The sequence below is a fragment of the Sulfitobacter sp. KMM 9851 genome (assembly GCF_057178245.1).
The window spans coordinates 2418314-2443679 of the sequence record NZ_CM169991.1 but is presented as its reverse complement, the minus strand read 5'-3'; the positions used below and the strand labels follow the sequence as shown (position 1 = coordinate 2443679).

The following is a 25366-nucleotide window of genomic DNA, read 5'->3' as shown; positions in this document are numbered from 1 at the left end:
AGACATACCTGATCATTCCCAAGGAGATCCCCCATGATGAAAACCCGCGCCGCTGTCGCCGTTGCCGCCGGACAACCGCTTGAGATCATGGAGGTGAACCTCGAAGGGCCTAAACGCGGTGAGGTTTTGGTTGAAATCAAAGCCACGGGCCTGTGCCATACGGATGAATTCACCCGCTCGGGCGATGATCCCGAAGGCATTTTTCCCGCGATCCTCGGCCATGAAGGTGCTGGCGTGGTGCTGGAGGTAGGCGAGGGCGTGACCACGCTGGAAGTGGGCGATCACGTGATCCCGCTTTACACGCCGGAATGTCGTGAGTGCGAGTATTGCCTGTCGGGCAAGACCAACCTCTGCCAGAAAATCCGCATCACCCAAGGCCAGGGCCTGCTGCCCGATGGCACCACGCGGTTTTCCATGCTGGATGGCACGCCGATCCATCATTACATGGGCTGTTCGACTTTTGCCAACCACACGGTCGTGCCTGAGATCGCACTGGCCAAGGTGCGCAAGGACGCGCCTTTTGATAAAATTTGCTATATCGGCTGCGGTGTTACCACCGGCATTGGCGCGGTGATCAACACCGCCAAAGTCGAGATCGGCGCGCGCTGTGTGGTCTTTGGTCTGGGCGGCATTGGGCTCAACGTCATTCAGGGGCTGCGGCTTGCCGGGGCGGATCAGATCGTGGGTGTCGATCTGAATGACGACAAAGCCGAAATCGGCACCTATTTCGGCATGACCGATTTTGTGAACCCTTCAAACGTAGAGGGCGATCTGGTGGCGCATCTGGTCGAACTGACCAAAGGCGGGGCCGACTACACCTTTGATGCCACCGGCAACACAAAGGTCATGCGCACAGCACTTGAGGCGGCGCATAAGGGCTGGGGCGAAAGCATCATCATCGGGGTGGCGGCGGCGGGGGCCGAAATCTCAACCCGGCCGTTTCAACTGGTCACCGGGCGCGTCTGGCGTGGCACTGCCTTTGGCGGGGCCAAGGGGCGCACGGATGTGCCAAAGATTGTTGATTGGTACATGAGCGGCAAGATCGAGATCGATCCGATGATCACGCATAAGCTGACGCTGGACCAGATCAACGAAGGCTTTGAGTTGATGCATCAGGGCAAGTCGATCCGGGCGGTTGTCGAGTTTTGAGGCAAGCGCGGGGTGGCTGACGTAGAGCCGGGGGGCTGTCTGCCCCGCCCCATATGACGTGGAGCCGGGGGGCTGTCTGCCCCGCCCCATTTGACGTAGAGCCGGGGGGCTGTCTGCCCCCCGAGACCCCCCGAGGAATAGATAAGACCAAAAAGAGTTAAGGGGCCGCCGTATCCAGCCAGAGCGTAACCGGGCCATCGTTGGTCAGGGCGACCGACATGTCAGCGCCGAACTGGCCGGTTTTGGTGGCGATATCCAGCGCGGCGAGGGCGCCGGCGAAGTGTTCGTAGAGTGAGTTGGCGTCGTCGGGTTTGGCGGCACCTGAGAAACCGGGGCGGTTGCCGCGTGATGTGTCGGCGGCGAGGGTGAATTGGCTGACCACCAGCGCGGCGCCGCCGGTCTGGGTCAGGCTTAGGTTCATTTTACCCGCGCCGTCTTTGAACAGCCGCAGTTTCGAGATTTTCAACGCCAGCGCATCGGCCGTCGCTGTGGTATCACCGGGCATGGCGCAGATCAGGACCAGCAGGCCGGGGCCAATTTGACCGATGACCGATCCGTCAACGGTGACCGATGCGTCTGTGACCCGTTGTAGCAAGGCGCGCATGTCAGGATTTCCAATCTATGATGTCGTCAACTTCGGCCCGTTCGGTGCGAAACCGGTTGGCGGGGTCGGTGTCGTCGGGATAGCCGAATGAGATGGCGCATAGCACCAGCCGGTTGTCGGGCAGATCCAGATGCGCCCGGACCAGGGGGGCGTATGCGGTGATGGCCGCCTGGGCCACCGTGCCGACGCCAAGGGCGGTGGCGGCCAGCGTAAAGGCCGTGACAAAGCCGCCGCAGTCCATCGCGCCGTAAGGGCCCAGTTCGGCCCCGCTGGTCACGATCGCCACATGCGGCGCGTCAAACAGCGCGAAGTTCCGCCGCATCTGTGCCTGCCGGGCGGCCCGGTCAGATCGTTCAATCTTGAGGGCGCCATAGAGTTGGAAACCACAGGTGCGGCGGCGTTCGGCGTGGACCCCGCTGTACCCTGAAGGCCAGGTCAGATCGGGCGCGGCGGGGGTGTCGCTTTGGGCGGCCTGCATCAGCGCGGTGCGAAAGCTGTCGGTCGCGGCGCCTGTGGTGATCGTAACCTGCCAAGGCTGCGCATTGCACCATGACGGCACCCGCCGCGCGGCGCTGACGATCCGGGTGATCACGTCGGCAGGAACTGGATCGGGGCGAAACGCCCGGCAGGAATACCGCCCCTGCAACAGGGCGGTGAACTGGTCATACTCTGCCGTCATTTCTGCGCCATGAAATAGCCCGCGATGGCGGCGGCGATCAGCCCCAGCACCACGGCGATGGTGATCTTGATCGCTGAATAGGGGCGTTCGCCCTGTACCTTGCCCGATTGCCCGTTCACGACAAAGCGGTAGGTTTTGCCGCGGTATTTGTAGGCCGCCAGCCAGACCGGCAGCAGGATATGTTTAAAGGTGACATCGCTGATCTGCGTCTGGATGTCGTGTACACGCTGGCGGTCGCCGCCGATGTCAAACTTCACGTCCCGCTCAATCACCCGGTCCATATGGGCGCGGGCCTGGGCATAGCCATCCTCAAGCGACACACCGTAAGCTTCGGCGCGGAACCCGGCGAGATATTCCGGCGCATAGGGTTCCAGCGCGGTCAGATCCCAGGGCTGTAGGCCATCGGTATATGTCTTGGGCAAGGACAGCGAGGCCAGCACCAGCACATCGTCAAAGAACCGTTTGACCCGCCCCGATGCCGCGCGCCAGCGGACCTTTTGCACCTGCTGTTGTTCGCGTTTGCCATCGCGCATCACCGTGCGCGTTTCGTAGTAGACGGTGCCTTGTTCACCGCGATAGCTGCTTTTGGTATCGGCGTCATAGGTCCAGTAGGGCACGTAGATCCCCTGCATCCTGCGGCCCTTGCGCGCGTAATCCTGAATGCCATTGGGTGCAAACCACAGCGCACCCAGCCAATCCGTCATTGCATCACGCGCGGTATCTTCGGTCAGGGCAAAGGGCAGCACGGCGCGCGGTTTGATATGCCGGTTGGTGCCCGTGTCGACCACCACCGGCGTGGCACAGAACGGACATTCCGTGGCATGTTTGCCCGGCGCAAATTCCACCTGAGCTGCGCAATTGGGGCAGGTGGTGACGCGGGTTTCCTCCATCTCCATATCCGGTAAGGCCGCTTCGAGGCCCGCGCGAAAATCCAGCTCGCGGATCGGCTGCGTATGCCGCCCGGTGCCGGCGATGGTGTCGGTGTTGCCGCAGTGATCACAGACCAGTTGCGCGGCGGCGGGATCAAAGCGCATGTCTGATCCACAGGTGTCACAGGGAAAGCGGTGTTCGTCTTGTGGAGAGGGCGGCGGCGGGGGGATATCGGTGTCAGTCATGGCTGTCAGCTTGGCTCACGCGGGGGCAATCGCGCCGAAGCCTAACGACGAAGCACGGGGCGTGCCAGCCCCGGCGCGCAAAAATCGCACGCCGGGGGACGGGATCGGCAGGCACCGACCGCAGGTGGACTGTTCAGGCGCAGCAGCCTGTCGTGGCCGTTGCCCCTGTGCGCTGGTCCGCCGCCGTGCCGCAGGTGCCACCCTTGTCATGGGCGGGTTTGCATATCGCGCGGGCGTCGCGCAACCGGATCACGGCGCGGTCGCCAAAAACTTCGGGCGCCTGCATGTCATAGCTGCGCATCCCGGCATTGCCCGGCGCAAATTCCACGCGGATCGGCGCGGTGCCGAGGCCGGGCACTTGGGCAATGCTTTGGCGCAGTATATTGGTGAAGGTCGACAGCCGCATATGGGCGCGCCCCGCGCCATCGAGCAGTTGCAGCGTCGCCTCTGACCAATTGGACAGCCGCGCGCCACAGTCGATGCCGGTGATCTGCGCATGTTTGAATTCGGTTACGTGATAGCCTGCGCCTATCGCGCCGTCGCTGGTTTCAAAGATCAGGGGAAGATCGGCGGGGGCGGCACTGAGCGTCTCTAGCAGGGTTGCGAAATTCATGGTTTTAAGCTTTCATTTCAAGAATCATTGAAATATAATTGGCAGAGCTTTGATGAAACTTCAAGAGAAATTGAAATATGGATGAAACTCGTGCGCTGGCTGCTTTTGCGGTCTTGTCCAATGCCACACGGCTGCGGATGCTGAAATCGCTGGTGCAGGCCGGGCCAGAGGGGTTGAGCGCCGGCGCTGTGGCAGGGCAGGTTGGTGCTGCGCCCTCGCGGGCGTCGTTTCATCTGTCTGCGATGACAGACGCCGGGCTGATCACTGCCACACGTCACGCGCGCCAGATGGTCTATGCCGTTGATTTTGCGCAAATTGGTCAAGTCATGCGCTATCTCATGACCGACTGCTGTCAGAACAACGCTACTGTGGTCGCCTGCTGTGGCGGCAAGCCCGGCTGCTAAAGGAACCGGTGCAGAAGTTTCGGTATCATGATGCGCAGCGCGTTATCGCGCAGGGCCAGATGCCGCCACAAGTGAAAAGCCGCGTGCAGCGCTGTCAGCCCGGCCAGCAGGTAAAATTCATAGATATGTATCTGGCCGATTACCTCATGGGCGCGCGGCAGGTTCAGCGGCGGGGCAATGGGCAGGACATCCGCCGCCATAAGCAGGCGCGGCGCGGTCAGACCCAGGCCGAACCCCGTCAGCGCCACGCCGAATAACCCCCAGATCAACGCGCGGTGCATGACCTGATGCACCCTGCGCGCCCAGGGTGGCAGTTTCGGCCCCGGTCGGCTGGCCAGACCTCGGCGCAGGTAATCGGCAGTCCAGAGCAGACAGGCGGTAACAAAGATCAACCCCAGCGCGGAATGGGCGCGAAAGGCGGTGGGACCAAACGGCAGCACATCTTCTGGTGTGACCAGAATAAACCAGATCAGCAGCGGCAGCATCGACCAATGCAGCACCTTCAGGGCGCTGCGGCGGTGGGGCATATGAAAGGGCAGGCGCATGACAGAACCACGCAGCGTCGCGGGATATAGTTTCACTGCCCAGGCAGATGGGCGACGATCCGAAGTTCCACAACCGCACCCACCCGCCTGAGGCCCGCGACCTCAACCGCGGTCCATGCGGGCAGTGGCAGGCCCAACACCTCGCGCAGGGCTGCATCGATCACATCAAAATCCGCGCGCAACTGCGTGTGATAGCTGGTGATTTCCACGATGCTGTCGGTGTCGCCTCCGGCGGCCGTGATGACGCTCAGCGCTTTGGTCAGGGCGCGGCGCACCTGTGTGTCGGCGTCGGGGGGCATCTGGCCATCTGCATCACCACCGGTTGCGCCGGTCAGAAACAGAAAGTCCCCCGCGCGGACGGCGGGGGAAAAACCAGTGGCGGCGACAAGTGCTGCCAGCTCGGCGGGAAAAACCGCCTGCCGCGTCATGCGGGGGGTGGGGGCGGTGGCAGCACGGTGAACAGTTGCGCCAGCTCTGCCACATCCTCGGCACGCAGCCAGCCGTCCTGGCCCGGTGTCCAGACCATGCTGTCACGGCCCAGCCCACCCTCAGACACCTTGCGGCCCATCGCGGCCTTGGAAAACGGGCCTGAGGTGACGCCCGCATCGGCGATATGCCAGACCTTTTCCATCGGCGGCGGTGGCGGAGGAGGGGGCGCAACCGCAGGGGCGGCAGCGGCGGGCTTTGCGCCCCATGGCCCGGCCTGTGCCGCAGCCGCTTGACCCATGGCCATGCCAAGACCAGCGCCCAGCCCGGTTTGCATCGCGCCGCCACCCGCGCCATCACGGCCAAGGGCCTCGGCGGCTTGGAACTGCATGTAATCACCCAGATTTCCGACCACACCCATGGAGGTGCGTTTGTCCATCACTGCCTCAACCGCAGGCGGGAGTGAGATGTTTTCAATGTAAAGTTCCGGGATGGTCAGACCATATTCCGCAATCTGCGCCGCGATGGCAGTCGCCACCAGCTTGCCCAGGTCAGCGGTGTTAGCGGCCATGTCGAGGACGGGAATACCCGCGCTGGCCAGGGTGCGCGAAAACTCCTGCACGATGATGTTGCGGATCTGAAAGCTGATCTCGTCCATGGTGAATTCACCATCGGTGCCGACAATCTCTGTCAGGAACTTGGCGGGGTCACTCACGCGCACGCTATAGGTGCCATAGGCGCGCAGGCGCACCGGGCCAAATTCAGGATCGCGCGCGATGATCGGGTTCTTTGTGCCCCATTTGAGATCATTAAAGCGGGTGGTGTTGACGAAATAAATCTCGGATTTGAACGGGCTTTTGAAACCGTGATCCCAATGCTGCAACGATGTCATGACGGGCATGTTGTTGGTCTCAAGCATATAGAGGCCGGGGGTGAACACATCCGCGAGTTGCCCCTCATGCACAAAGACCGCCGCTTGACCCTCGCGCACTGTCAGCTTGGCACCGTATTTGATCTCATGGCCTTCACGCTCAAACCGCCAGACCATCGTGTCGCGGGTGTCGTCGGTCCAGTGGATGACGTCGATGAACTGGCCGGAGAGGAAATCGAAAATGCCCATGGGAATGGTCCTTGTTCTATTTGGCGGTAGAGTATTGGGGTGCGGTGGGCTTATCAAGGCTTTGGGTAAGTGCCACCTCAGCCGCCATCAGACGGGCAGGCAGTGGCCCCATCACAATGGCCCGCCCGTTAATTCGCGCGCGATGATGCGGGTGATGGGCTCGGCCTCCTGGGCGGACATGCCGGGGGTCAGGCGGGCGTCGTACAGCATCTTGAGCAGCAGTTCGTCCTGATTGGTCAGCAGGGCAAATTCATCGTCGTCGTTAAAGATCGACGGCCGCGCGCCGGGGCTGTCATTGGCCAGACCCAGACCTTGGGCCAGTTCCTCGTGGATACATGACAGGCGCAGCAAATCGGGGTTTTCCGAACGTATCACCGCCACGGCGGCGGTATAGACATTGGCATCGGGCCCCGCAGCATAGGCTGCCACAGCGCAATAGGTGTCGCGGCGCATATTGCGCATCGCACGCAGCGAACCGGCGCTGACGCCCGGCACCTGCGCTGCGGCCTCTTCCAGCGCCTGATCACGATCGTCCTCTGATGCGACAATCACCAGAAAGTTCGGCGTGCCGGTGGTGACAGACACAGGATGCCCCGTCAGCCGCGCCAGGCGGTTGGCATAGGCGCGCACATGCTCGGCATCGGAGCGCTGCTGCGACGGTGGCACGCCATCACCAAAGATAACCTTCATGCGCACCGGCTCGATCCAGCGGCGCAGCGGGCTTTGTCCGCCCCGGCCGGAAAAGTTGCCGTCATATTCGTTGTAAAACGCGATCTGCTCAAAATTGCGCGCCAGCATGTCGGCGGTATAGGGGGTGTCCTCTCCGCCGCCGTCCTCGCGCAGCAATCCCTGTCCCAGTTGCGCGGTCTGCACCTGATTTAGATAGCTGCGCAGCATCGCACTTTTCTGCGAGGTCGGCTTTGCCACAACGGGAGGGGGCAGCGGAACGGCAGCGGGCCGCGCCTGCGGTTTTAGCGATGCAGGCTGCGCGGGCTGCAACATGTCACAACCCGCAAGCAGCAGCGCCGCGGCCATCCCCACCACGCCAAAGCGCCAGATCGGGCGCTGGCCCCTATGTTGCACAGGCAATCTCATCACGTTTCAGCTGGGAACAGCGCCAGCAGTGGTATCGCCCAGACCCGTCTTGCTGGCTTTGGCCGAGGCCAGCGTATCGCGCAACTTGGCCTCCATTTCCTTGAGTTCCTTTTCGGCGGCGGCACGTTTGGCTTTGCCTTCATCCGCGATCTGAAGCGATTCCTCGATGGTGCCAATGAGGTCGGCGTTGGCCTGTCGCACCGCTTCGATGTCGAATACGCCACGTTCCATTTCCTGCCGGATGATCTTGTTGCTATCGCGCAGGTTCTTGGCGTTTGAGGTCAGCAATTCGTTGGTCAGATCATTCGCCTCGCGCACCGCTGTGGCCGCTTCGGCAGAGCGCTGGATCGTAACCGCCTGCGCCAACTGGGTTTCCCACAGCGGTACGGTGTTCACGAGGGTTGAATTGATCTTGGTCACCAGCGACTTGTCGTTTTCCTGCACCAGACGGATCGAGGGCAGCGATTGCATGGTCACCTGGCGTGTCAGCTTCAGGTCGTGCACCCGACGTTCCAGATCGTTACGCGCCGCGCGGATGTCGCGCAGCTCTTGCGCCACCATGACTTGATCGGCCTCTTTCGCCTTGGCCACGGATTTTTCCTTGGCCGGGATCGTGGTGCTGTCCAGCTCGGCCAGCTTGGCCTCGCCCGCCGCAATATAGAGCGCCAGTTCATCGTAAAACTGCAACGTCTTCTCATACAGCAGATCAAGCGATTTGATGTCTTTGAGCAGCGTGTGTTCATGGCCCAGCAGATTGTCGGTGACGCGGTCGATCTGGCCTTGCACCTGTTCAAACTGCGCGGTGAATTTGGCAAAGGGCGCGGCGCGGCCCAGCAGACGTTCCCACCAGCTGCGTTCGCGTCGCACGTCCAGTTCGGATACTGAAAACCCCCGGATCGCGCTGACGATGCTGCGCAGGCTGTCGCCCGCCGGACCGACGTCCTTGTTGCGCACATCCTGCAACATCGCCTGCGAGATTTCCTGCAACTCTGCCTGCGCGGCAGAGCCGAAGGACACGATGGACTGTGTATCGCCCATGTCGATCTCGCCCATGCGTTTTTTGATCTCGGCCCCCAGCGGCACGTCCGCCTGCTCAAGCGATACTATAGCGTTGGCGTCCGTGGGTTCGGCCAGAACCACGGCGTTGACTTCATTGACCAGAGCCTGAGATTGGCCTGCCTTTTCGCGAACAGATTCAGTCATTTACTTGGGTTCCTTAATGTTTTGGGTGAACATTGCATCATCAAGGCGCACCCCTTCCTGTGACAGCCGCTCGCGCAGCACTTCGATTTCTACCGTCAGGTCGCTGCGGTCATCCAGTAGAGATTTTGCCGTGCGCGCGGCAAAGTTCTGATCCAGATCGTCCAGCAGGGCCATGTAGTCGCTGCGCGCCTGCGCGTCGCCGGTCCGGGCAAAGATATCAGCAAACTTGACCGTCGCATCGCGCGCGCCGCGCAGGTAAACGCCCAGAAACTTACGCGCCGCCGTCAGGTCGCGTGGGTCTTCCTCGACCGTGCGGATCAGGGTGCGGGCGGTGTCCTGAAATTGCGCCAGTCTTGCCTCGGCCCGGCGGTCGCCTGCGCGTTTGATCGCGTCAGACATCGACGCCAGCAGTTTTTCCGCCTCGTCGACCACCCGCGCCACGCGGTCCTGTTGAAACTCGTCGACGCCTTCCATCCCCTTTGAGGTCATGGGATCGACGCCAAATGCCGCAATATGCAACCCGCCTGCGGCCAGACCGAACAGCACCGGCGCCACCAGCCCCGGCTCAGAGCTATAACCCGCGATGGCAGCACCGACGCCCGTCAGCACGGCGGCAAAGATCTTGCGTGGCCATGCCGGACGGCGGGCCACCTTGCGGCTGTGATAGGCCGCCTCGGCGCGCAGCCCTGCACGCAGCAGCCAGACGCCGGATGCCAATACAAGCGCGCCCAGCAGGCCCAGCACAAGCTGCCCGGCCCCCCCGGCGATTGAGCTGAAGGCCAGCACCAGCGGCGGCAGGAACAACAGGTTCACGCGCCCGCCTGCGGGATCAACAGTCACCTGTCGGCGCGGGGTGGCGGTGCCGACCTCGGCGTCTGAATCGGGGCTGAATTTACCGCCGTATCGCTGCGCCATGCCTAAAGCCCCCCCAGCCAGCCGCTGGTCACGCCCAGCAGCACCAGCAGCAAGGCCACATAGCTGATTTTCTGAAACGGGGTAGGTGCCATCAGATTTCCTTTTTCACTGCCCCAGATGGGGCCCAGGGCCGTGCCCGCGCTGTCGGCCAGCCGCGCGAGCGTTGACACCACTGCGAGGACAATAGCAATGCCAAGCGCCAAGAACATCAGAAATAGAAACAATCTGGCCATTACACCCCTCCGGTATCAGCATAAGGCGCAGCCCGCCGCCCCGCCAGTGCCTCAACGTCGCGCGCCGGTGCGGCGTTCCGCGTTCAGCTTGCGGCTGTAGCCTGATTGGATCACTTCGACCGCCACCAGCACCAGCACCGAAAAGTAGAAGGTGGTTTTTGACATCGGGATCACTTCGTAGCCAAAGAAACGCAGGGCCAGCGTGGTGTCATGCATGGCGTGGGCGGCGGCCTGTCCGGCCTCACCCAGCAGCACGATGCCCACGATCAGCAGGATGAACAGGCCCAGCACCTCGTACATCCGGTTGGCCTCGAGGAAACGTGTGACATGTTCGGCCAGCAGCAGCATTGCCAGCCCGGACAACAGGATTGCGGTGGCCAGAATTACAAAGACATCGGTAATCGCCAGCGCCGAAAGCACCGAATCGAACGAAAAGATCAGGTTCATGAAGACGATCAGCATCACCACCTGCGCCGCCGATTTGCCGGATTTCGCGTTCACGTCGGTATCAAGGTGTTCGATGGCCAGCATGTGACCGATTTCCTTCACGGCGGTGTACATGATGAAAATCCCGCCGATGATGAACACCAGCGTGGCGAAATTCACGCCTCCCGTCAGCACCCCCTCCCAGTTGAGGATAAAGAACGGCTCTGACATCGCGTCGATCAGTTGGATCATGGCAAAGAGCAGCACCACACGCAGGGCCACGGCAATCACGATACCCCATTTGCGCACTGCGGCCTGTTGGGCCACCGGCGCGCGTTGGCTTTCAATGGAGATATAAAGCAGGTTGTCGAACCCCAGCACCGCTTGCAGGAAACACAGCATTAATAGATTGCCGAGGTTCTCAAAGGTCAAAAGATCGGTCATGGCACGGCCCCCATTGAAATTGGTTCCATGACTTTAGGGGGATAGAGGGCCAATGTGAATTACCCATGACGGTTTGCACCCTGGCCCGAAATCAAAGGCGTCTGCCCACGGGGGGGCGGCACCCGATCGCATCACGCGCGGCTGACCCGCGCTGCGATAGGTCTGACGCTGTCTGGCTGTCGTGGCGCGTTGGTCGCTTACCGCGTCGGCTTGGGCCGAGGCTTGCCCGGCTTGCGCCCGGCGGGTTTTCCCCCGCCCGGTGTTCCCGCCCCCGGTTTTCCCGAACCCGGTCGTCCCGCACCCGGTTTGGCGGCGCCCGTTTTACCCGCGTAGGGTTTGCCATGGGCCGGCTTGCGGCTGTCTGATTTGCGCGGTGCGCTGTCGTCGCCTTCGGTTTTTTGCCCCGGTCTGCCGGGCTGGCCGGCACCACCAAAGCCACCGGGCACGCGGCGCGGGCCGCGGCGGATGCTGGTGGGTTTCTTGACCGCGGTGCCGCTGTCGTCCTCCAGTTCCATGCCCAGTTGGTCGCGCACCACCTTGCGGCGCAACTCTTCGACCGCGCCGGGCTTCAGCTCGCCCAGTTGGAAGGGGCCATAGGAAATACGGATCAGCCGGTTCACGCTGAGGTTCACCGCCTCCATCGCGCGCCTGATCTCGCGATTGCGGCCTTCGCGCAGGCCGATCGTCAGCCAAGCGTTCGCGCCCTGCTGGCGGTCGATGGTGACCGTCATCGGCTGGAAATCCTCGCCGTCGACGGTGATGCCTTGGCGCAGCGGCTCAAGCGCTTCGTCCGAGGGGCGGCCGTTTACGCGCACGCGGTAGCGGCGCAGCCAACCGGTGCTGGGCAGTTCCAGCCGCCGTTTCACGCCGCCATCGTTGGTCAGCAGCAGCAGCCCTTCGGAATTGAGGTCAAGCCGACCCACGGACATCACGCGCGGCATGTCTTCGGGCAGGTCGTCGTAAATCGTGCCACGGCCTTTTTCGTCACGGTTGGTTGTCACCAGCCCGGTGGGCTTGTGATATAGCCAGATGCGTGGCGGTTCGGGGTCACCCACGGGGGCGCCATCGACGGTGATCTTGTCGGCGGGCGTGACGTTAAGCGCGGGCGAGGTGATCTGTTCGCCGTTGACGCGCACGCGCCCGGCTTCGATCATCCGCTCGGCTTCGCGGCGCGAGGCGAGGCCGGCGCGGGCCAGCACCTTGGCGATGCGGTCGCCCTTCGGCGTGTCACTGTCGGTTGTGTCTGAGGGCGTTTTTGCGTTCATGCCTAGCGCTTATCCTATCTGATTGCCTTGCGAAAGGGTGGCATTTGCGGCCATGTGGGGACATGGAATTTCGATCATACATGGACCGGGCGCTGGATGAGGCGCGCCGCGCTGGCGCACGCGGCGAGGTGCCGGTGGGTGCCGTGGTCGTGGCGCCGGACGGGCAGGTGGTGGCCAGCGCCGGCAACGAGACCCGCGCGCGTAACGATCCCACCGCACATGCAGAAATGCTGGCGATCCGTGCGGCCTGTGCCGCGGCAGGGTCAGAGCGATTGGTCGATCACGCGCTTTATGTCACGCTGGAGCCTTGCGCCATGTGCGCCGCCGCCATCGCAGCGGCGCGGGTGGCGCGGCTGTACTACGGCGCGGCCGACCCCAAATCGGGCGGGGTGGCGCAGGGCGCGCGGGTGTTTTCGCACGCCCAGTGTCACCATGTGCCCCAGGTCTATGACGGCATAGCGGGGGTCGAGGCGGAAACGATGCTCAAGGCGTTTTTCGCAGCCAAAAGAAAAGGGGCAGGGGATGGCCAGCAATAAGGAATTGTCACGTTTTGTGCGCGACGCGCTGACGACGGGCAAATCGCGCGACGAGATTGCAACCGTCCTGGTACAGTCGGGGTGGAGCGTGCGCGAGGTCGACGAAGCGATGCGCGCCTGGGCTGATAGCCCCTTTTCGCCGCCCGTGCCGCGGCCGCAGGCGACGTTGTCGGCCCAGGATTTCTTTGTCTATTCCTTGATGTTCGGGGTGCTGTTGTTTGGCGCGTGCTATCTTGTGTCCTTGCTCCATGCGCTGATCGACCGCGCCTTTGAGCCCGACGTGCGTGGATCGTTCGACCAGATGCGATGGGCGGTTGCGGTGCTGCTGGTCACCGTGCCGATGTACCTGTGGCTCAGCCTGCGGGACCGCGCCCGGCTGGCGGTGGACCCGGCATTAAAACGGTCGACGATTCGCAAATGGCTGACCTATCTGACGCTGCTGGCGGCGGCGGCGGTCATGCTGGGGCAAATGGTGGCGGTGATCTATGCGTTTCTCAGCGGTGAGCTAACAGGTCAGTTCGCGGCCAAGGCGCTGGTCGTCGGCGTGGTGGCGGGGGGGATATTCACCTATTACCTCGCTGACAGCCGCCGGGGGGATGACGCATAGGCAGGCGGGTGCTGCCCGGCGCGGGGGCGGGCGACGGGCAATACAATGCCGGGAAAACACGCGCCGGGCAAACACGGGCCGGGCAAACGAAAAAGGCCACGCGCAGTGGCGTGGCCTTTAAATCGGTCAGGTCAGGCGATCTTACTTGATCTTGCCTTCTTTGTATTCGACGTGCTTGCGCGCAACGGGGTCATATTTCTTGATGACCATCTTTTCGGTCATGGTGCGCGCGTTCTTTTTGGTGACGTAAAAATGGCCTGTGCCCGCGGACGAGTTCAGACGGATCTTGATCGTGGTTGGCTTAGCCATATCTCTTCTCCTGCTGCACAGCCCTCCGGTGAGGCGTGCGTGAATTCTGAAGTCCGGCTTTTACCCGGATGCGGGTCCGAGTCAACAGCAAAAGCCGCACAAAGCGACGGGCCGGGTTACAGTTCTACCCGAACATCGTGCATCCACAGCTTTGCGGGCCGTGACAGCATAAAGACCACCACATCTGCCAGATCATCCGGTTCGGTGAAAATATGGTTCGGCACGTCTTCGCCTGCTTTGGCAAACATCCCGGTGTTGGTGCCGCTTTGGTACAGGCCCGCAACGCGCACGCCACTGTCGGCCTCGTCGAGTTTCAGCACCTCGGTAAAGCCGCGCATGCCGTATTTCGTGGCGGTGTAGACCGATTGCCCGGCCTGCGCCACCACGCCCGATTTCGACACGACGTTCAAAATCGCAGCCTCGGGGCGGCTGCGCAATGCGCCGATCAGCGCGCGCGTCAGGTGGATGGTGCCGGTCAGGTTGGTGGCCACAGTGGCGTCGATCATGGCAGGGTCAATCGTGTCGAGCGGGCCGGTCTTGTGCCAGATGCCCGCATTGTTCACCAGAATGTCGACGCTGCCGAAATCATTTGTGATGGCCTGCACCGTGCTGGTGATCTGATCGGTGACCTGCATATCACAGACATAGGCGCGGGCGCTGGGTGCGCCGGCGGCGCGCGCTTCGGCGGCCACGGCATCAAGCCGTTCGGCATTGCGGCCGAGCACCGCCACATGACAGCCCTGGGCTGCGAGCTTGAGGCAGATATGCCGCCCGATCCCGTCACTGCCACCGGTTACAATTACGGTTTTTCCGTTCAGATCCATGGCTGAGCGTCCTTTTTGATGTGTCCTAAGGCCGGAATAGATGCGCGGAAGGCCTATAAGCCGGATTTTGTTCCCGCCCGAAGGCGTTTGATGACCATTCCTCTGACCACGCCGTTACCGACGCAGCTATAGCTGCCAACCCGGACCTGCTGGGGCAGAAGTGCCCCGCCCCCGACCCGAAGATCGGCGGCACGCGGTCCCTATTTGGCATTGCTCCCGGTGGGGCTTGCCATGCCGCCCCTGTTGCCAGCGGCGCGGTGGGCTCTTACCCCACCGTTTCACCCTTACCTTTGTGGTGGTTTCGGTTGCCCGACCCGTCACAAAGGCGGTTTATTTTCTGTGGCGCTCTCCGTCGGGTTGCCCCGCCCGGGCGTTACCCGGCACCGTTTCTTCTGGGAGTCCGGACTTTCCTCCCCGTTGATCTGCAAGCAGATCAACAAAGCGGCCATCCAGCCTTCCGCGCTTGGCTGACCTAGTCTTGTGCTGCGCGCGCGTCAATAGCGGCTGCGGGGTCTGCGGCGGCTACGGGATTAGAGTTTATTTGCAAAGTGAACGGGGGGCGGCGGGGCGTCTATGCGTCTGGCAGTACCGCCAGATCGGCAGGGGTCAGCGGGCCGGTTGCATGGGGGCGATACCGCAGGCGCACGGTATCAAGCAGCGTGACGTCATCGCAGGTGGCGGTGAAACCTGCAGCCTGCGCCGCCTTGCGGAAGCTTGCGGCATCGGCGGTGTCAGGGGCAGGGCCGTTGCCCGCTGCACGGGCCAGACCGAGGCGTGCCAGCCGCGCCCAGTCAAACCGCGCGCCGGGGTCAGATTTGCGCCCCGGTGCCATGTCGGAATGGCCGATAACGCCAGCGGGCGAGATGCTGTGGCGCGCCATGATGCCTGCCAGCAGGCTTTCGAGCGCGTGCATCTGAAGCTCTGAGAACGGGTGATCGCCGCGATTGTCCAACTCGATCCCCACGGAGCGCGAGTTGATGTCGTCCTGCCCGGCCCATTCCCCCGCACCTGCGTGCCAGGCTCGCTGGCCCTCGTCCACCATCTGCGTCACGTCACCGTGGTTCGAGATCAGGTAATGCGCCGAAACTTCGGCCTCTGGGTCACAGAGCCGCGCCAGCGCCGCTTTGGCGCTGGTCATGGCGGTGTAGTGGATCACGATCAGATGCGGGTGCAGACCATCGCGGCGTGGCCCGCAATTGGGCGAGGGGTGCGCCGCGATGTCGAGGGTCGGCACCTGTCAGCCTTGGGCGGCCCGGCGGAACGGTACAGGGCTCCAGTCGCAGGCAAAGCCGTCGCCATCGGGGTCCATGCCCTGACGGTCCTTCTCTGGCCCGCCTGCCTCAAGAAAGGCGATCTGGGCCTGGTCGGGGTGGCTGTATTCGGCACAGGAGCGTTCGAACTTGCGCGCCTTGTTCAACCCGATCCGACTGTAGATCTGTTGGCCAACGGGCTGTTTCGTTTGCAGCGCGTAGGCCACGATATTGGGGCCACTGTTGGCGCGTTCGGGCAGGGCTTCTGGCTGAACCACCTGATACTGCGCGCGGTTGGCGGCGATGCGCGCGGCGTCGTCGCCGATGCTGCGTTCGCCCGCGACGGCGTCAAAGTTATTCTCGTTCGAGATGCCTGCCGCATTGACCACGGCCGGGGCCGGGTTGGAGGGGCTGGCGTTGACCGGTGCGATACCGGAATTGGTCGCGGCATCATTGCCCAGCCCATTGCTGGCGCCGCCCGCGCGTGTGGCGGCAAGAACCCGCGCCGTTTCGGCGGCAGTTGCCTCGGGCGAGCCGTCGTCGGGTGCGATCTGGGGCGCCGCGCCGAGCGCTGTGGACGAGACATCGGCGGGTGCCGGCACGTTGCCCCCGGCCAGCGCTGCGTCGCGCTGTTGCTGCTGCGCTTCAAAGCTGTCGTTAAACCCCACGCCTTGCCCGGAATCAGGTATCGCAGGTTGGCAGGCTGCCAACAGGCCGCCCGCCGTCATCGCTAGAATAGTCCGTGTGATCATGTGATCCGCTCTTGCCAGTTGCTTAACAAACCGGGGTTTACCACCATTTATCTGCCTTGGCCACAAAGCCAGCCGCGCGTTCCAGCGCATAGGCGGATGACAGCAGATCAGCCTCTTCCCAAGGCCGCCCGATCAGTTGCAGACCCAGCGGCAGCCCTTGGGCGTTCTGCCCTGTGGGAAGGGCGATGCCGGGCAGGCCCGCGAGATTTACCGTCACGGTGAAAACATCGTTGAGATACATCGCCACCGGATCGGCATCGGTCATCTCGCCCAGGCCAAAGGCGGCAGAGGGGGTGGCAGGTGTGAGGATACAGTCGATGCCATCGGCAAAGGCGTTCTCGAAATCCTGCTTGATCAGCGTGCGGACCTTGCGGGCGCGGTTGTAATAGGCGTCATAGAAACCGGCCGACAGGACATAGGTCCCGACCATCACGCGGCGCTGCACCTCGTGGCCAAAGCCTTCGGCGCGGGTTTTCTCATACATTTCGGTGATGCCATCGCCGTGGTCGAGCTTGGCGCGGTGGCCATAGCGCACGCCGTCGTAACGCGCCAGATTGCTTGAGGCTTCGGCGGGGGCGATGACGTAATAGGTGGGCAGGGCGTATTTGGTGTGCGGCAACGAAATGTCGACAATCTCGGCCCCGGCGTCTTTCATCATGGCGATGCCATCCGACCACAGTTTTTCGATCTCTTCGGGCATGCCGTCCATGCGGTATTCGCGTGGGATGCCGATTTTCTTGCCCCGGATGTCGCCGGTCAGGGCCGCCTCAAAGTCGGGCACGGCCAGATCGGCGCTGGTGCTGTCCTTGGGATCGTGGCCACACATGGCACCCAGCATGATCGCGGCATCGCGCACCGATTTGGTCATCGGTCCGGCCTGATCCAGACTGGAGGCAAAGGCGACGATGCCCCAGCGCGAACACCGGCCATAGGTCGGTTTAATCCCCACGGTGCCGGTAAAGGCGGCGGGCTGGCGGATCGACCCACCGGTATCGGTGCCGGTGGCGGCAAGGCACAGATCAGCGGCCACAGCGGCGGCAGAGCCACCGGACGAGCCGCCGGGCGTCAGCGCCGTGTCGTCATTGCCGCGCCGCCAGGGGTTTACGGCATTGCCGTACACGGAGGTCTCGTTGGACGACCCCATGGCGAATTCGTCCATGTTGAGCTTGCCCAGCATCACCGCGCCACTGTCTTGCAGCTTTTGGCTTACTGTACTTTCATACTCGGGCAGGAACCCTTGCAGGATGCGGCTGCCCGCTTGGCTCGGCACGCCTTTGGTGCAGAATAGATCCTTGATGCCAATCGGCAGGCCGCACATCGCGGGAGCATCGCCTGCGGCAATGCGCGCGTCGGCGGCGGCGGCCTGATCCATTGCGATCTGGGGTGTGTGGTGGACAAAGGCGTTCAGCGCGCCGGCACCCTCAATGGCAGACAGGCAGGCTTCGGTCAGCGCCTTGGAGGTAACGTCGCCGCTGCGCAGGGCATCGCGGGCCTCGGCCAGGCCCATTTTGTTCAGATCTGTCATTATTCAACCACCTTCGGCACGGCAAAAAAACCCTCGCGGGCATCGGGCGCATTGGCCAGCACCTTGGACTGCTGATCGCCATCGGTGATCTCATCAACGCGGCGCTTGAGCTTTTGCGGGGTGACAGAGGTCATCGGCTCGACGCCCTCGACATCCACTTCGCTCAGTTGCTCAATGAACCCCAAAATGGTGTTGAATTCCTGCGCCAGCGCGGGCAGGGCCGAAGGCTCGACCTTGATCCGGGCCAGTTTCGCGACGCGCGCGGCGGTGCTTTCGTCAATTGACATGAACATCTCCATCTCTTTGCCCGTCCTCTACCGCCCCAGACGCGCCCTCGCAAGTGTGCGGCCGGCCTGCGGTCTTCATCTTGGTAAATAAACCTGTCGCCGGAGGCTCGCCATAGTTGAAAAACACATTACGGTTGCGTCAGTGAATCACCCAAGGAGCAACTTATGAACATCATCTGGCTGGGGCACGGATCATTCCGTATCGAGATCGAGGATCAGGTGCTGCTGATCGACCCATGGTTGCATGATAACCCCATGCTGCCCGCCGACCAGCACGCCGCCGCGATTGAGGGGGCAACGCAGATTTTGGTGACGCATGCGCATTTTGACCACATCACCGACGTGGTTGAGGTGTCGAAGACCACCCAGGCGCCGGTGTCGGGCATGTATGAGTTAGCGCAATTTCTGGCCGAACAAGGCGCAACCGAAGGTCATGCGTTCAATATGTGTGGCACCGCGCCGTTGGGCGAAAAGGTGACGGCCACACTGGTGCCTGCCTCACATTCATCAAGTGCGATGACCAACAGCAGCCGCCGCTATATGGGCAGCGAAGCCGGGTTTGTCATAAAAGGCGAAGGGCGCACGATCTATATGTCCGGGGACACTGGGATCATGGCGGACATGGATTGGATCGGGGACTACTTTAAGCCCGATATCGGCATCCTGTCGGCGGGCGGCTATTACACGATGGACATGGCGCAGGCCGCCTATGCCGCGAAACGCTATTTTGCGTTCAAGACGGTGATCCCCTGTCATTACCGCACCTTTGACGCGTTGGCGCAATCGGCGCAGGAACTGGCGCAGGGGTTACCCGGTGTGGACGTGGTGGAGCCGCAGGTTATGCAAGCGATCAAGCTTTGACGCGGATCACAGCATCGGGGGGGGTCTGCATCTGACGCGCAGCCCTGTTGGGCGCAGCGATGCTGCACTACGCCGGATTGGGCCGGATTGTGCCGGATTGGGCCGGATTGTGCCGGATTGGGCCGGATTGTGCCGGGCTGGGTCGGTTCTTGCCGGGTAAGGCCGGGTAGGATTGTCTGAAAAGGTGGTAAGGCCGTTGTTAAAGAGGCGGCGCCGCCAGTTCGGATATAAGAGACAGGGTTTCCCCTGCATGCTCAATGCATCGACATGGCCCGGTTGCCCCTGGCCTCTGATCCTGTCGGGTGCCGCAGGGTGGAAAGTCCTGCGGCGGGTATCGCGATAGCCATGGGTTTTACGCAGTAACCTTTAACATCACGTCGCAGGGGCGTGCGCCCCTCCGGCAATCCGCGCAACATCCGGCGCGCAGCTTGCGTTGTCACACATTCCGGGCGATACCAATGGAGTAAGTTGCCTGGGGAGGCCAAGATGACTGCCAAAGTGACGACCGTGATCATGATTTTATTGTTGGGTGCCTGCGCCCCCATCAGCCGTGCGAAGCCCACCGGAAGCGTCGGCTTTACCGGGGTTGGCGGCGACCGACCGGTGATCTTCCCGGCCGATACGTCGATCTGGAAAGCCTACTAACTTAACGGCCAAGGCCGACAGCGGAATTCGATGCCCAAAGAAGGCCATTTCATCAACCGCAGCAATTGGCTGCGCGCCGCCGTTCTGGGCGCCAATGACGGTATCGTTTCATCGGCCAGTCTGCTGGTCGGCGTAAGCGCTGCGGGCATGACCCATGGTAACGTGCTGCTGACCGGCCTCGCGGGGCTGACGGCGGGGGCGTTGTCTATGGCGGCGGGGGAATATGTATCGGTGTCGGCGCAGGCCGATGTCGAGGCAGCGGACCTAGAGCGCGAGCGCGTGGCGCTGATCGAAGACCCGGATTATGAGCTTAGTGAATTGGCCGAAGGGCTGGAAAGCCGTGGCGTCGAGAGCGATCTGGCACTTCAGGTAGCGGAACAATTGACCGATCACGACGCACTGGGAGCCCATGCGCGTGAAGAACTGGGCATGTTTGGGCTGGCCGGGCAGGCCGATCCGCTGCAAGCGGCAGGGGCGTCGGCGCTGGCGTTCGGTTTGGGGGGCGGTCTTCCGTTGCTTGCCGCTGTGCTGGCCCCTGCGGGGCAGCGCGGGACCGCTGTGGCACTGGTTGCGGTGCTGGCGCTTATCCTGCTGGGCAGCGGTGGCGCAAAACTGGGTGGTGCCCCGGTCTGGCCCGCCATTCGGCGCGTCGTGGTTTGGGGTACAATGGCGATGGCCGTCACAGCGCTGGTGGGGCGGGTGTTTGGTGTGCTGGCCTAACGAAGCGGCCATGTTTATTTGTGGATGCGCCGTTGTCGTTAAGAGTAATGTGCAGTCGCCATGCAGCTGAAATACGCAGTGAGCCTTATTATTGTGGCTGTTTTGGCGTTTATGGCCGGGCGATCCTATCAGCAATTTCGGTATGATGACAGCTGTCTGGATATGGGCGGTGGGCGCAATCCCGGTGGCCATTCAATTTGCGTAGTCGCGAGGCCGAACGAACGCTAATCTAGGATGTCTGGCTTTGATGCTAAAGGGTAGATCGCGGTCTGGAGCGAGATGTCGTTACGTCCCCAGATACGACATAATTGGGGGCCAGCCCCCAAACCCCCGGGAATATATAGGACCAAAAAGAAGGCAGGGTCACTTGACTGGCGGGCCGCTTTCTTTGCCAGACACAGTGGTATAGCGGCGTGTTTTTGCAGGGCGGTCAAAATGCAGGACGCGGTCATGCTCAGGGTAGGTAACTTTGTCGGACGCAGCGCGGGTACCGATCACCATATAGCGTGCGACCGCGGCGCTATGGTTAAAAAGAGTATGGGCAACCGGATCACCGGCGCGCCAGCAGGCGGCATCGCCGGGCGCAAGTACGGTTTCGACGCCATCTTCGATTGCCATGACTTCGCCACTCAACATCATGATCATTTCATCCTCTCTGGCGTGCCAGTGGGCGAAGGAAGAATGCGCGCCGGGAGAAAGCTCTTCGATGAGCGCACCAAACTGGGTTAGCCCGGCTGTGTCGGTGATCAGATGTGCGGTATAAGGCCCCAAAGCTTCATCTAAAGCGCTTTGCCTCGTCTTGGCATGGCCGGATTTGATGATTGTCATTGGCGGCGTTCCCTATGCAAAAGGGCCGACCCTTTGCAGGATCGGCCCTTGTTTTCGTCAACGCAGTGGCGTGAATTATTCGCGGTTGCCGAAGAGTTGCAGCAACATCATGAACATGTTGATGAAGTCGAGATACAGGTTCAGTGCGCCCATGATGGCCGCTTTGCCCAGCCATTCGGTATCACCGTGGTGCGCATGGGCCAGATACTCGGTCTTGATCTTTTGCGTGTCGTAGGCGGTAAGGCCCGCGAAGATCAGAACACCGATGGCCGAAATTGCGAACATCAGCGCCGAGGAGGCGAGGAAGATGTTCACAATCGACGCAACGATCAGGCCAATTACGCCCATGATCAGGAAGCTGCCCCAGCCGGAGATGTCCTTTTTCGTGGTGTAGCCATAAAGCGACAGGCCCGCGAAGGCGATTGATGTGATCAGGAAGACCTGCGCGATAGAGTAGCCGGTGAAGACCAGAAAGATCGAGCTGATCGAGATGCCCATCACGGCGGCAAAGGCATAGAAAACCGTCTGCGCGGTGGCGGCGGACATCTTGTTGATCATCGCGCTGAAGCCAAAGACGAATGCCAGCGGGGCGAACATAACGACCCATTTCAGTGGCGAAGCGTAAAGGTAATAGCCCAGTTGCGTCAGATACTTGCTTTCGCTGAGCTGTGCGACGCCGGCGGCAGGGTCGGTGGTGACCGCCAGACCAGACAGCGCCCAGGCGGCAGCAAAGGTGATGAGCATGCCAACAGACATGGTGCCATACACCTTGTTCATATGTGCGCGCAGACCCGCGTCGATTTCGGCGGTGCGCGTACCGGTCGTTGACCGGATGGTATTCACGTCAGCCATGTGATGACCTCCAATTGGCAAAGTGGCGTGCCGAAGACATCGGTCACGTATTGCGTTGAATATCGGGGCTGAGCGCACATATTTCAAGGGTCTTAATGTCTGATTTCACGGTGAAATCGTGGATCAGTTCCGCCATGTTTGCGGCACATCCCAAGGCGCGCGGACAGTTTCGCGGGCTGCCTGCGCCGTGGTGATGCCGACGTCACGCAATTGGCATGCGTCAAGCCGCGCCAGAGCACGGCGGCTGCGCCACAGGGCGATCCACTGCCGAAGCGACGAATTTGGAGTATTGGGCGCGCTGACGGCCGCGCAGCCGGTGTTGGAGATATATGTCATCGTTGGTATCCTTCAGTATATGTGATGCGATTCCTTTTTGCACCTGGTATATTGAAGTATCGGTGTGAATGATGCAGAATGAAAACGAATGTTTGTTGCAGACTCCATCAAGGATCATGATATATGAGAAATCTCGACATCACGACGTTGCGCTCGTTTGTGGCGGTGGCCGATTCCGGTGGCGTCACCCGCGCTGCCGGGTTCTTGCATCTGACACAATCGGCGGTGTCGATGCAGCTTAAGCGGTTAGAAGAGATGCTGGGCCTGTCATTGCTTGACCGGTCGGGTCGCACCATCGCGCTGACGGCCTCGGGCGAGCAATTGCTGGTCTATGCGCGCCGCATGATCGCGCTGAATGACGAGGTGATTGGTCGCCTGACCGATCAGGCCTTTGAAGGGGAGATCACGCTAGGGGTGCCGCATGACATTGTTTATCCAGCGATCCCGCAGGTCTTGAAGCAGTTCCATGCGGCCTATCCCCGGGTGAAGGTGAATCTGGATGCGTCGCACACCCGCGCGCTGAAAGAACGCTTTGCCAAGGGCGACATCGATCTGATCCTCACCACCGAGGTGGACCTGGACCGCAATGGCGAAACCCTGATCAAAAAGGATTTGGTCTGGCTGGGTGCTGCCGGCGGCGCGGCCTGGCGGCAGCGGCCACTGCAACTGGCGTTCTGTCGGTTCTGTACCTTCCGGCCCCGCGTGGTGGCGGCACTGGATGAAAAGGGAATCCAGTGGGAGATGAGCGTGGATACCGAAAGCGACCGCACCATCGAAGCTACGGTCAGCGCCGATCTGGCCGTACATGCGATGATTGAAGGCACACAGCCCCCGCATCTGGAACAAATCGACCACAATGGCAGCCTGCCGGCACTGCCGTGCCAGTTGATCAACCTCTACGTGTCGGATGCCGCTGCGGGCGAGGTTTACAGCGCGATGGCGGGTCTGCTGCGCAGCGCATTTGCGGTGAATCACCCGACGCGGCTGCGGGCCGTGTGACGCCGGTTTCGCCAATTGCGGGCGCGGAACAGGGCAATTTCGGGCAGATCGGCAAGAATCAACCTATTGTGATTTCGCGCTGGTCAATGCCGATTTGCCGCCTGGCGTGGTGCCAACGCTACGCCGAACGCGTGTGTTGATCTGCGCGGATACTACCTATACCTGTGGCCGCGAAGCCCTTGAAAACGCTCGAAACGTCGGCGTGACCGGACAAGATTTCCGGCCGCGCCGAGCGGGATTTCGCGCCGGGGCGGTCATTCATTTAACTTGTGAACAATACCCTAGGTTGTGAATTCGCCCGACTGACATTAATCAATGCAGATGAAAATAAATTGCCGAATGGGTCGAAAAGCCTATGCTGAGCGCATCAACCGACTTGGCCCACTCCGGGTATTTGAGGAGCGAGGAGCGAAGCTCGGCAAACGTCATTGGCACTTTGGCACGTGTTATCAATAGGGAAGAATATGTCATGGCACATATGGTAGATATCCACGTCGGAAAGCGCATCCGGCAGCGGCGATGGCTGACAGGCCTGACGCAGCAGCGGCTTGCTGAATTGGTGGGAATTAAATTTCAGCAGATCCAGAAGTATGAAACCGGGGCGAATCGTGTGAGTGCGTCGCGCCTGTGGGACATCGCCGATGCGCTGGATGTCGACGTGTCGTTCTTTTTCGAAGGTCTGCGGGACGAGGCGGCAGAAGGTGCTGAACCGGTGCGGGGTTTGCCTGTCGATCTGATGGGCGACAAGGAAGCGATGGATTTGGTGCGGTCTTATTATGCGATCCCCGAAAACCAGCGACGTCGGTTGTTTGAACTTGCGCGTGTGCTGAGCGACGTCGCGTAATTTGAGCACGCCTTGGGGGGCGTTGCCCCCTTCAAACGCCCTGTCCAGGCTATAAGACTGAAAAGAGACAGCAGGGCGCGGTGGCTTTGGCTTGCCTTGCACAGGGCAAGCTGGCAGGTCAGAAACATGACATTTGATACAGATATTCGCCGCGTGGCGCATGAGATGGCGGATGCGGCGCGGCGCGTGATCCTGCCGTATTTCCGCAGTGTGGGTCTGGCGACGGACAACAAGCTGACGGCCGGGTTTGATCCGGTAACTGAAGCTGACCGCGCCGCCGAACGCGCCATGCGCGAGATACTGGCACGCGCGCGGCCCGACGATGCGATCCTCGGCGAGGAATATGGCGCGCGGGCGGGTACATCGGGTCTAACCTGGGTGCTGGACCCGATTGATGGCACCCGTGGTTTCATGAGCGGGACGCCGACCTGGGGGGTGCTGATTGCGGTTTCGGATGCCTCGGGGCCGTTTTACGGCATTATTGATCAGCCTTATATTGGCGAGCGCTTCGAAGGCGCGCCGGATGGTGCCGTGCTTGAGGGGCCGCATGGGCGCAGCAATCTGGCCACCCGCACCCCGCGCGATCTGACAGAGGCGGTTGTTTTCACTACATTTCCTGAAGTCGGTACACCGCAGGACGCCGCAGGTTTTCAAGACGTGGCAAGCCGCGCGCGGCTTACGCGCTATGGTATGGATTGTTATGCCTATGCGCTGGTGGCTTCGGGGCAGGTCGATCTGGTGATCGAGGCCGGGTTGCAATCCTACGACATTCAGGCCCCGATTGCAGTGGTACAGGCGGCAGGCGGCATCGTGACCGACTGGCGTGGCGGCCCGGTGCACGAAGGCGGACGCGCAATCGCAGCGGCCAATGCGGCAATCCACGCGCAGGCGCTGGAGATTTTGGCTAACCATTAGCGGCGGTAAAGATTGACCGGCCCTGCAACCGTGGATTACA

General features: G+C 61.8%; 32 protein-coding genes and 1 other RNA gene. 10 read left to right on the top strand and 23 right to left on the bottom strand.

Annotation, left to right across the window (positions count from 1 at the left end):
* Nucleotides 1-36 precede the first annotated feature (36 nt).
* Nucleotides 37-1149, top strand: a complete 1113-nt coding sequence (locus AC1965_RS12110) for an S-(hydroxymethyl)glutathione dehydrogenase/class III alcohol dehydrogenase (RefSeq protein ID WP_483887035.1) — start codon at nucleotides 37-39, stop codon at nucleotides 1147-1149.
* Nucleotides 1150-1306: 157 nt separating this feature from the next.
* Here the strand turns inward: AC1965_RS12110 and dtd are convergent, their stop codons facing one another.
* From dtd to AC1965_RS12090, 4 genes are all read right to left on the bottom strand, one after another.
* The gene (gene dtd, locus AC1965_RS12105) at nucleotides 1307-1753 is read right to left on the bottom strand and encodes a D-aminoacyl-tRNA deacylase (RefSeq protein ID WP_483884126.1); all 447 of its coding nucleotides are present in this window, start codon (nucleotides 1751-1753) and stop codon (nucleotides 1307-1309) included.
* Nucleotide 1754: 1 nt separating this feature from the next.
* Nucleotides 1755-2432, bottom strand: a complete 678-nt coding sequence (locus AC1965_RS12100; protein WP_483884125.1) for a nitroreductase — start codon at nucleotides 2430-2432, stop codon at nucleotides 1755-1757.
* A complete protein-coding gene (locus tag AC1965_RS12095; RefSeq protein WP_483884124.1) occupies nucleotides 2429-3547 on the bottom strand; it encodes a primosomal protein N' (replication factor Y) - superfamily II helicase in 1119 nt (372 codons plus the stop codon). Before AC1965_RS12095 ends, AC1965_RS12100 begins: the two co-directional genes overlap by 4 nt.
* 133 nt (nucleotides 3548-3680) lie before the next feature.
* Nucleotides 3681-4160, bottom strand: a complete 480-nt coding sequence (locus tag AC1965_RS12090) for a DUF6428 family protein (protein ID WP_483884123.1) — start codon at nucleotides 4158-4160, stop codon at nucleotides 3681-3683.
* 77 nt (nucleotides 4161-4237) lie between these two features.
* On the opposite strand from AC1965_RS12090, the gene AC1965_RS12085 reads away from it, so the two are divergent.
* Nucleotides 4238-4564 (top strand): ArsR/SmtB family transcription factor, encoded by a 327-nt coding sequence (locus AC1965_RS12085; protein ID WP_483884122.1) that lies wholly within the window; start codon nucleotides 4238-4240, stop codon nucleotides 4562-4564.
* On the opposite strand, the gene AC1965_RS12080 is transcribed toward AC1965_RS12085, so the two are convergent.
* The 9 genes from AC1965_RS12080 to AC1965_RS12040 all read right to left on the bottom strand — a co-directional run bounded on the left by AC1965_RS12080 (nucleotide 4561) and on the right by AC1965_RS12040 (nucleotide 12236).
* Nucleotides 4561-5145 (bottom strand): cytochrome b/b6 domain-containing protein, encoded by a 585-nt coding sequence (locus AC1965_RS12080; RefSeq protein ID WP_483884121.1) that lies wholly within the window; start codon nucleotides 5143-5145, stop codon nucleotides 4561-4563. The two genes, AC1965_RS12085 and AC1965_RS12080, sit on opposite strands and share 4 nt — an antisense overlap.
* Nucleotides 5142-5537 (bottom strand): Rid family hydrolase, encoded by a 396-nt coding sequence (locus AC1965_RS12075; RefSeq protein WP_483884120.1) that lies wholly within the window; start codon nucleotides 5535-5537, stop codon nucleotides 5142-5144. The genes AC1965_RS12080 and AC1965_RS12075 overlap by 4 nt, the downstream gene beginning before the upstream one ends.
* Nucleotides 5534-6655 (bottom strand): SPFH domain-containing protein, encoded by a 1122-nt coding sequence (locus AC1965_RS12070; protein ID WP_483884119.1) that lies wholly within the window; start codon nucleotides 6653-6655, stop codon nucleotides 5534-5536. The genes AC1965_RS12075 and AC1965_RS12070 overlap by 4 nt, the downstream gene beginning before the upstream one ends.
* A 111-nt stretch (nucleotides 6656-6766) precedes the next feature.
* Complete coding sequence (locus AC1965_RS12065) at nucleotides 6767-7750, bottom strand: DUF2927 domain-containing protein (protein ID WP_483884118.1); 984 nt, start codon at nucleotides 7748-7750, stop codon at nucleotides 6767-6769.
* 6 nt (nucleotides 7751-7756) lie between these two features.
* Nucleotides 7757-8953, bottom strand: a complete 1197-nt coding sequence (locus AC1965_RS12060) for a toxic anion resistance protein (protein WP_483884117.1) — start codon at nucleotides 8951-8953, stop codon at nucleotides 7757-7759.
* A complete protein-coding gene (locus tag AC1965_RS12055) occupies nucleotides 8954-9868 on the bottom strand; it encodes a 5-bromo-4-chloroindolyl phosphate hydrolysis family protein (RefSeq protein ID WP_483884116.1) in 915 nt (304 codons plus the stop codon).
* Nucleotides 9869-9870: 2 nt separating this feature from the next.
* Nucleotides 9871-10101, bottom strand: coding sequence for a hypothetical protein (locus AC1965_RS12050; RefSeq protein ID WP_483884115.1), 231 nt, complete (start codon nucleotides 10099-10101; stop codon nucleotides 9871-9873).
* 51 nt (nucleotides 10102-10152) lie between these two features.
* Nucleotides 10153-10971 carry a TerC family protein gene (locus tag AC1965_RS12045; RefSeq protein ID WP_483884114.1) on the bottom strand — a complete coding sequence of 273 codons (819 nt, stop codon included), beginning with the start codon at nucleotides 10969-10971 and terminating at the stop codon, nucleotides 10153-10155.
* Nucleotides 10972-11168: 197 nt separating this feature from the next.
* Nucleotides 11169-12236: a pseudouridine synthase gene (locus tag AC1965_RS12040; protein ID WP_483884113.1), complete on the bottom strand. Its 1068-nt coding sequence runs from the start codon at nucleotides 12234-12236 to the stop codon at nucleotides 11169-11171.
* Between the two features lie 62 nt (nucleotides 12237-12298).
* Between AC1965_RS12040 and AC1965_RS12035 the strand changes: the two genes are divergently transcribed.
* Complete coding sequence (locus tag AC1965_RS12035; protein ID WP_483884112.1) at nucleotides 12299-12772, top strand: nucleoside deaminase; 474 nt, start codon at nucleotides 12299-12301, stop codon at nucleotides 12770-12772.
* Nucleotides 12759-13379: a DUF5671 domain-containing protein gene (locus AC1965_RS12030; RefSeq protein ID WP_483884111.1), complete on the top strand. Its 621-nt coding sequence runs from the start codon at nucleotides 12759-12761 to the stop codon at nucleotides 13377-13379. The genes AC1965_RS12035 and AC1965_RS12030 overlap by 14 nt, the downstream gene beginning before the upstream one ends.
* A gap of 141 nt (nucleotides 13380-13520) precedes the next feature.
* On the opposite strand, the gene rpmG is transcribed toward AC1965_RS12030, so the two are convergent.
* The 7 genes from rpmG to gatC all read right to left on the bottom strand — a co-directional run bounded on the left by rpmG (nucleotide 13521) and on the right by gatC (nucleotide 18326).
* Nucleotides 13521-13688, bottom strand: coding sequence for a 50S ribosomal protein L33 (gene rpmG, locus AC1965_RS12025; RefSeq protein WP_007119221.1), 168 nt, complete (start codon nucleotides 13686-13688; stop codon nucleotides 13521-13523).
* Between the two features lie 116 nt (nucleotides 13689-13804).
* A complete protein-coding gene (locus AC1965_RS12020; RefSeq protein WP_483884110.1) occupies nucleotides 13805-14512 on the bottom strand; it encodes an SDR family oxidoreductase in 708 nt (235 codons plus the stop codon).
* Between the two features lie 40 nt (nucleotides 14513-14552).
* Nucleotides 14553-14973: RNase P RNA component class A (gene rnpB, locus AC1965_RS12015), an RNA gene on the bottom strand.
* A gap of 110 nt (nucleotides 14974-15083) precedes the next feature.
* Nucleotides 15084-15746: an N-acetylmuramoyl-L-alanine amidase gene (locus tag AC1965_RS12010; RefSeq protein ID WP_483884109.1), complete on the bottom strand. Its 663-nt coding sequence runs from the start codon at nucleotides 15744-15746 to the stop codon at nucleotides 15084-15086.
* A 3-nt stretch (nucleotides 15747-15749) separates the two neighbouring features.
* A complete protein-coding gene (locus tag AC1965_RS12005; protein WP_483884108.1) occupies nucleotides 15750-16514 on the bottom strand; it encodes a hypothetical protein in 765 nt (254 codons plus the stop codon).
* A gap of 37 nt (nucleotides 16515-16551) precedes the next feature.
* Nucleotides 16552-18039 (bottom strand): Asp-tRNA(Asn)/Glu-tRNA(Gln) amidotransferase subunit GatA, encoded by a 1488-nt coding sequence (gene gatA, locus AC1965_RS12000; RefSeq protein ID WP_483884107.1) that lies wholly within the window; start codon nucleotides 18037-18039, stop codon nucleotides 16552-16554.
* The gene (gene gatC / locus AC1965_RS11995; RefSeq protein ID WP_483884106.1) at nucleotides 18039-18326 is read right to left on the bottom strand and encodes an Asp-tRNA(Asn)/Glu-tRNA(Gln) amidotransferase subunit GatC; all 288 of its coding nucleotides are present in this window, start codon (nucleotides 18324-18326) and stop codon (nucleotides 18039-18041) included. Before gatC ends, gatA begins: the two co-directional genes overlap by 1 nt.
* A gap of 165 nt (nucleotides 18327-18491) precedes the next feature.
* On the opposite strand from gatC, the gene AC1965_RS11990 reads away from it, so the two are divergent.
* From AC1965_RS11990 to AC1965_RS11980, 3 genes are all read left to right on the top strand, one after another.
* Nucleotides 18492-19187, top strand: coding sequence for a metal-dependent hydrolase (locus AC1965_RS11990; RefSeq protein WP_483884105.1), 696 nt, complete (start codon nucleotides 18492-18494; stop codon nucleotides 19185-19187).
* 486 nt (nucleotides 19188-19673) lie between these two features.
* Entirely contained in the window at nucleotides 19674-19832 is a 159-nt protein-coding gene (locus AC1965_RS11985; protein WP_483884104.1) for a hypothetical protein, read from the top strand.
* Between the two features lie 30 nt (nucleotides 19833-19862).
* Nucleotides 19863-20552 carry a VIT1/CCC1 transporter family protein gene (locus AC1965_RS11980; protein ID WP_483884103.1) on the top strand — a complete coding sequence of 230 codons (690 nt, stop codon included), beginning with the start codon at nucleotides 19863-19865 and terminating at the stop codon, nucleotides 20550-20552.
* A gap of 363 nt (nucleotides 20553-20915) precedes the next feature.
* Here AC1965_RS11980 and AC1965_RS11975 read toward each other — a convergent pair whose 3' ends face one another.
* The 3 genes from AC1965_RS11975 to AC1965_RS11965 all read right to left on the bottom strand — a co-directional run bounded on the left by AC1965_RS11975 (nucleotide 20916) and on the right by AC1965_RS11965 (nucleotide 22568).
* On the bottom strand, nucleotides 20916-21380 hold the full coding sequence (locus tag AC1965_RS11975) for a cupin domain-containing protein (protein WP_483884102.1): 465 nt from the start codon (nucleotides 21378-21380) through the stop codon (nucleotides 20916-20918).
* A 75-nt stretch (nucleotides 21381-21455) separates the two neighbouring features.
* Nucleotides 21456-22232, bottom strand: a complete 777-nt coding sequence (locus AC1965_RS11970; RefSeq protein ID WP_483884101.1) for a Bax inhibitor-1/YccA family protein — start codon at nucleotides 22230-22232, stop codon at nucleotides 21456-21458.
* Nucleotides 22233-22355: 123 nt separating this feature from the next.
* Nucleotides 22356-22568, bottom strand: coding sequence for a DUF1127 domain-containing protein (locus AC1965_RS11965; protein ID WP_483884100.1), 213 nt, complete (start codon nucleotides 22566-22568; stop codon nucleotides 22356-22358).
* A gap of 123 nt (nucleotides 22569-22691) precedes the next feature.
* Between AC1965_RS11965 and AC1965_RS11960 the strand changes: the two genes are divergently transcribed.
* From AC1965_RS11960 to hisN, 3 genes are all read left to right on the top strand, one after another.
* Nucleotides 22692-23567 (top strand): LysR family transcriptional regulator, encoded by an 876-nt coding sequence (locus AC1965_RS11960; RefSeq protein WP_483884099.1) that lies wholly within the window; start codon nucleotides 22692-22694, stop codon nucleotides 23565-23567.
* 469 nt (nucleotides 23568-24036) lie between these two features.
* On the top strand, nucleotides 24037-24411 hold the full coding sequence (locus AC1965_RS11955; protein WP_483884098.1) for a helix-turn-helix domain-containing protein: 375 nt from the start codon (nucleotides 24037-24039) through the stop codon (nucleotides 24409-24411).
* Nucleotides 24412-24537: 126 nt separating this feature from the next.
* Entirely contained in the window at nucleotides 24538-25326 is a 789-nt protein-coding gene (hisN, locus tag AC1965_RS11950) for a histidinol-phosphatase (RefSeq protein WP_483884097.1), read from the top strand.
* Nucleotides 25327-25366: the final 40 nt, after the last annotated feature.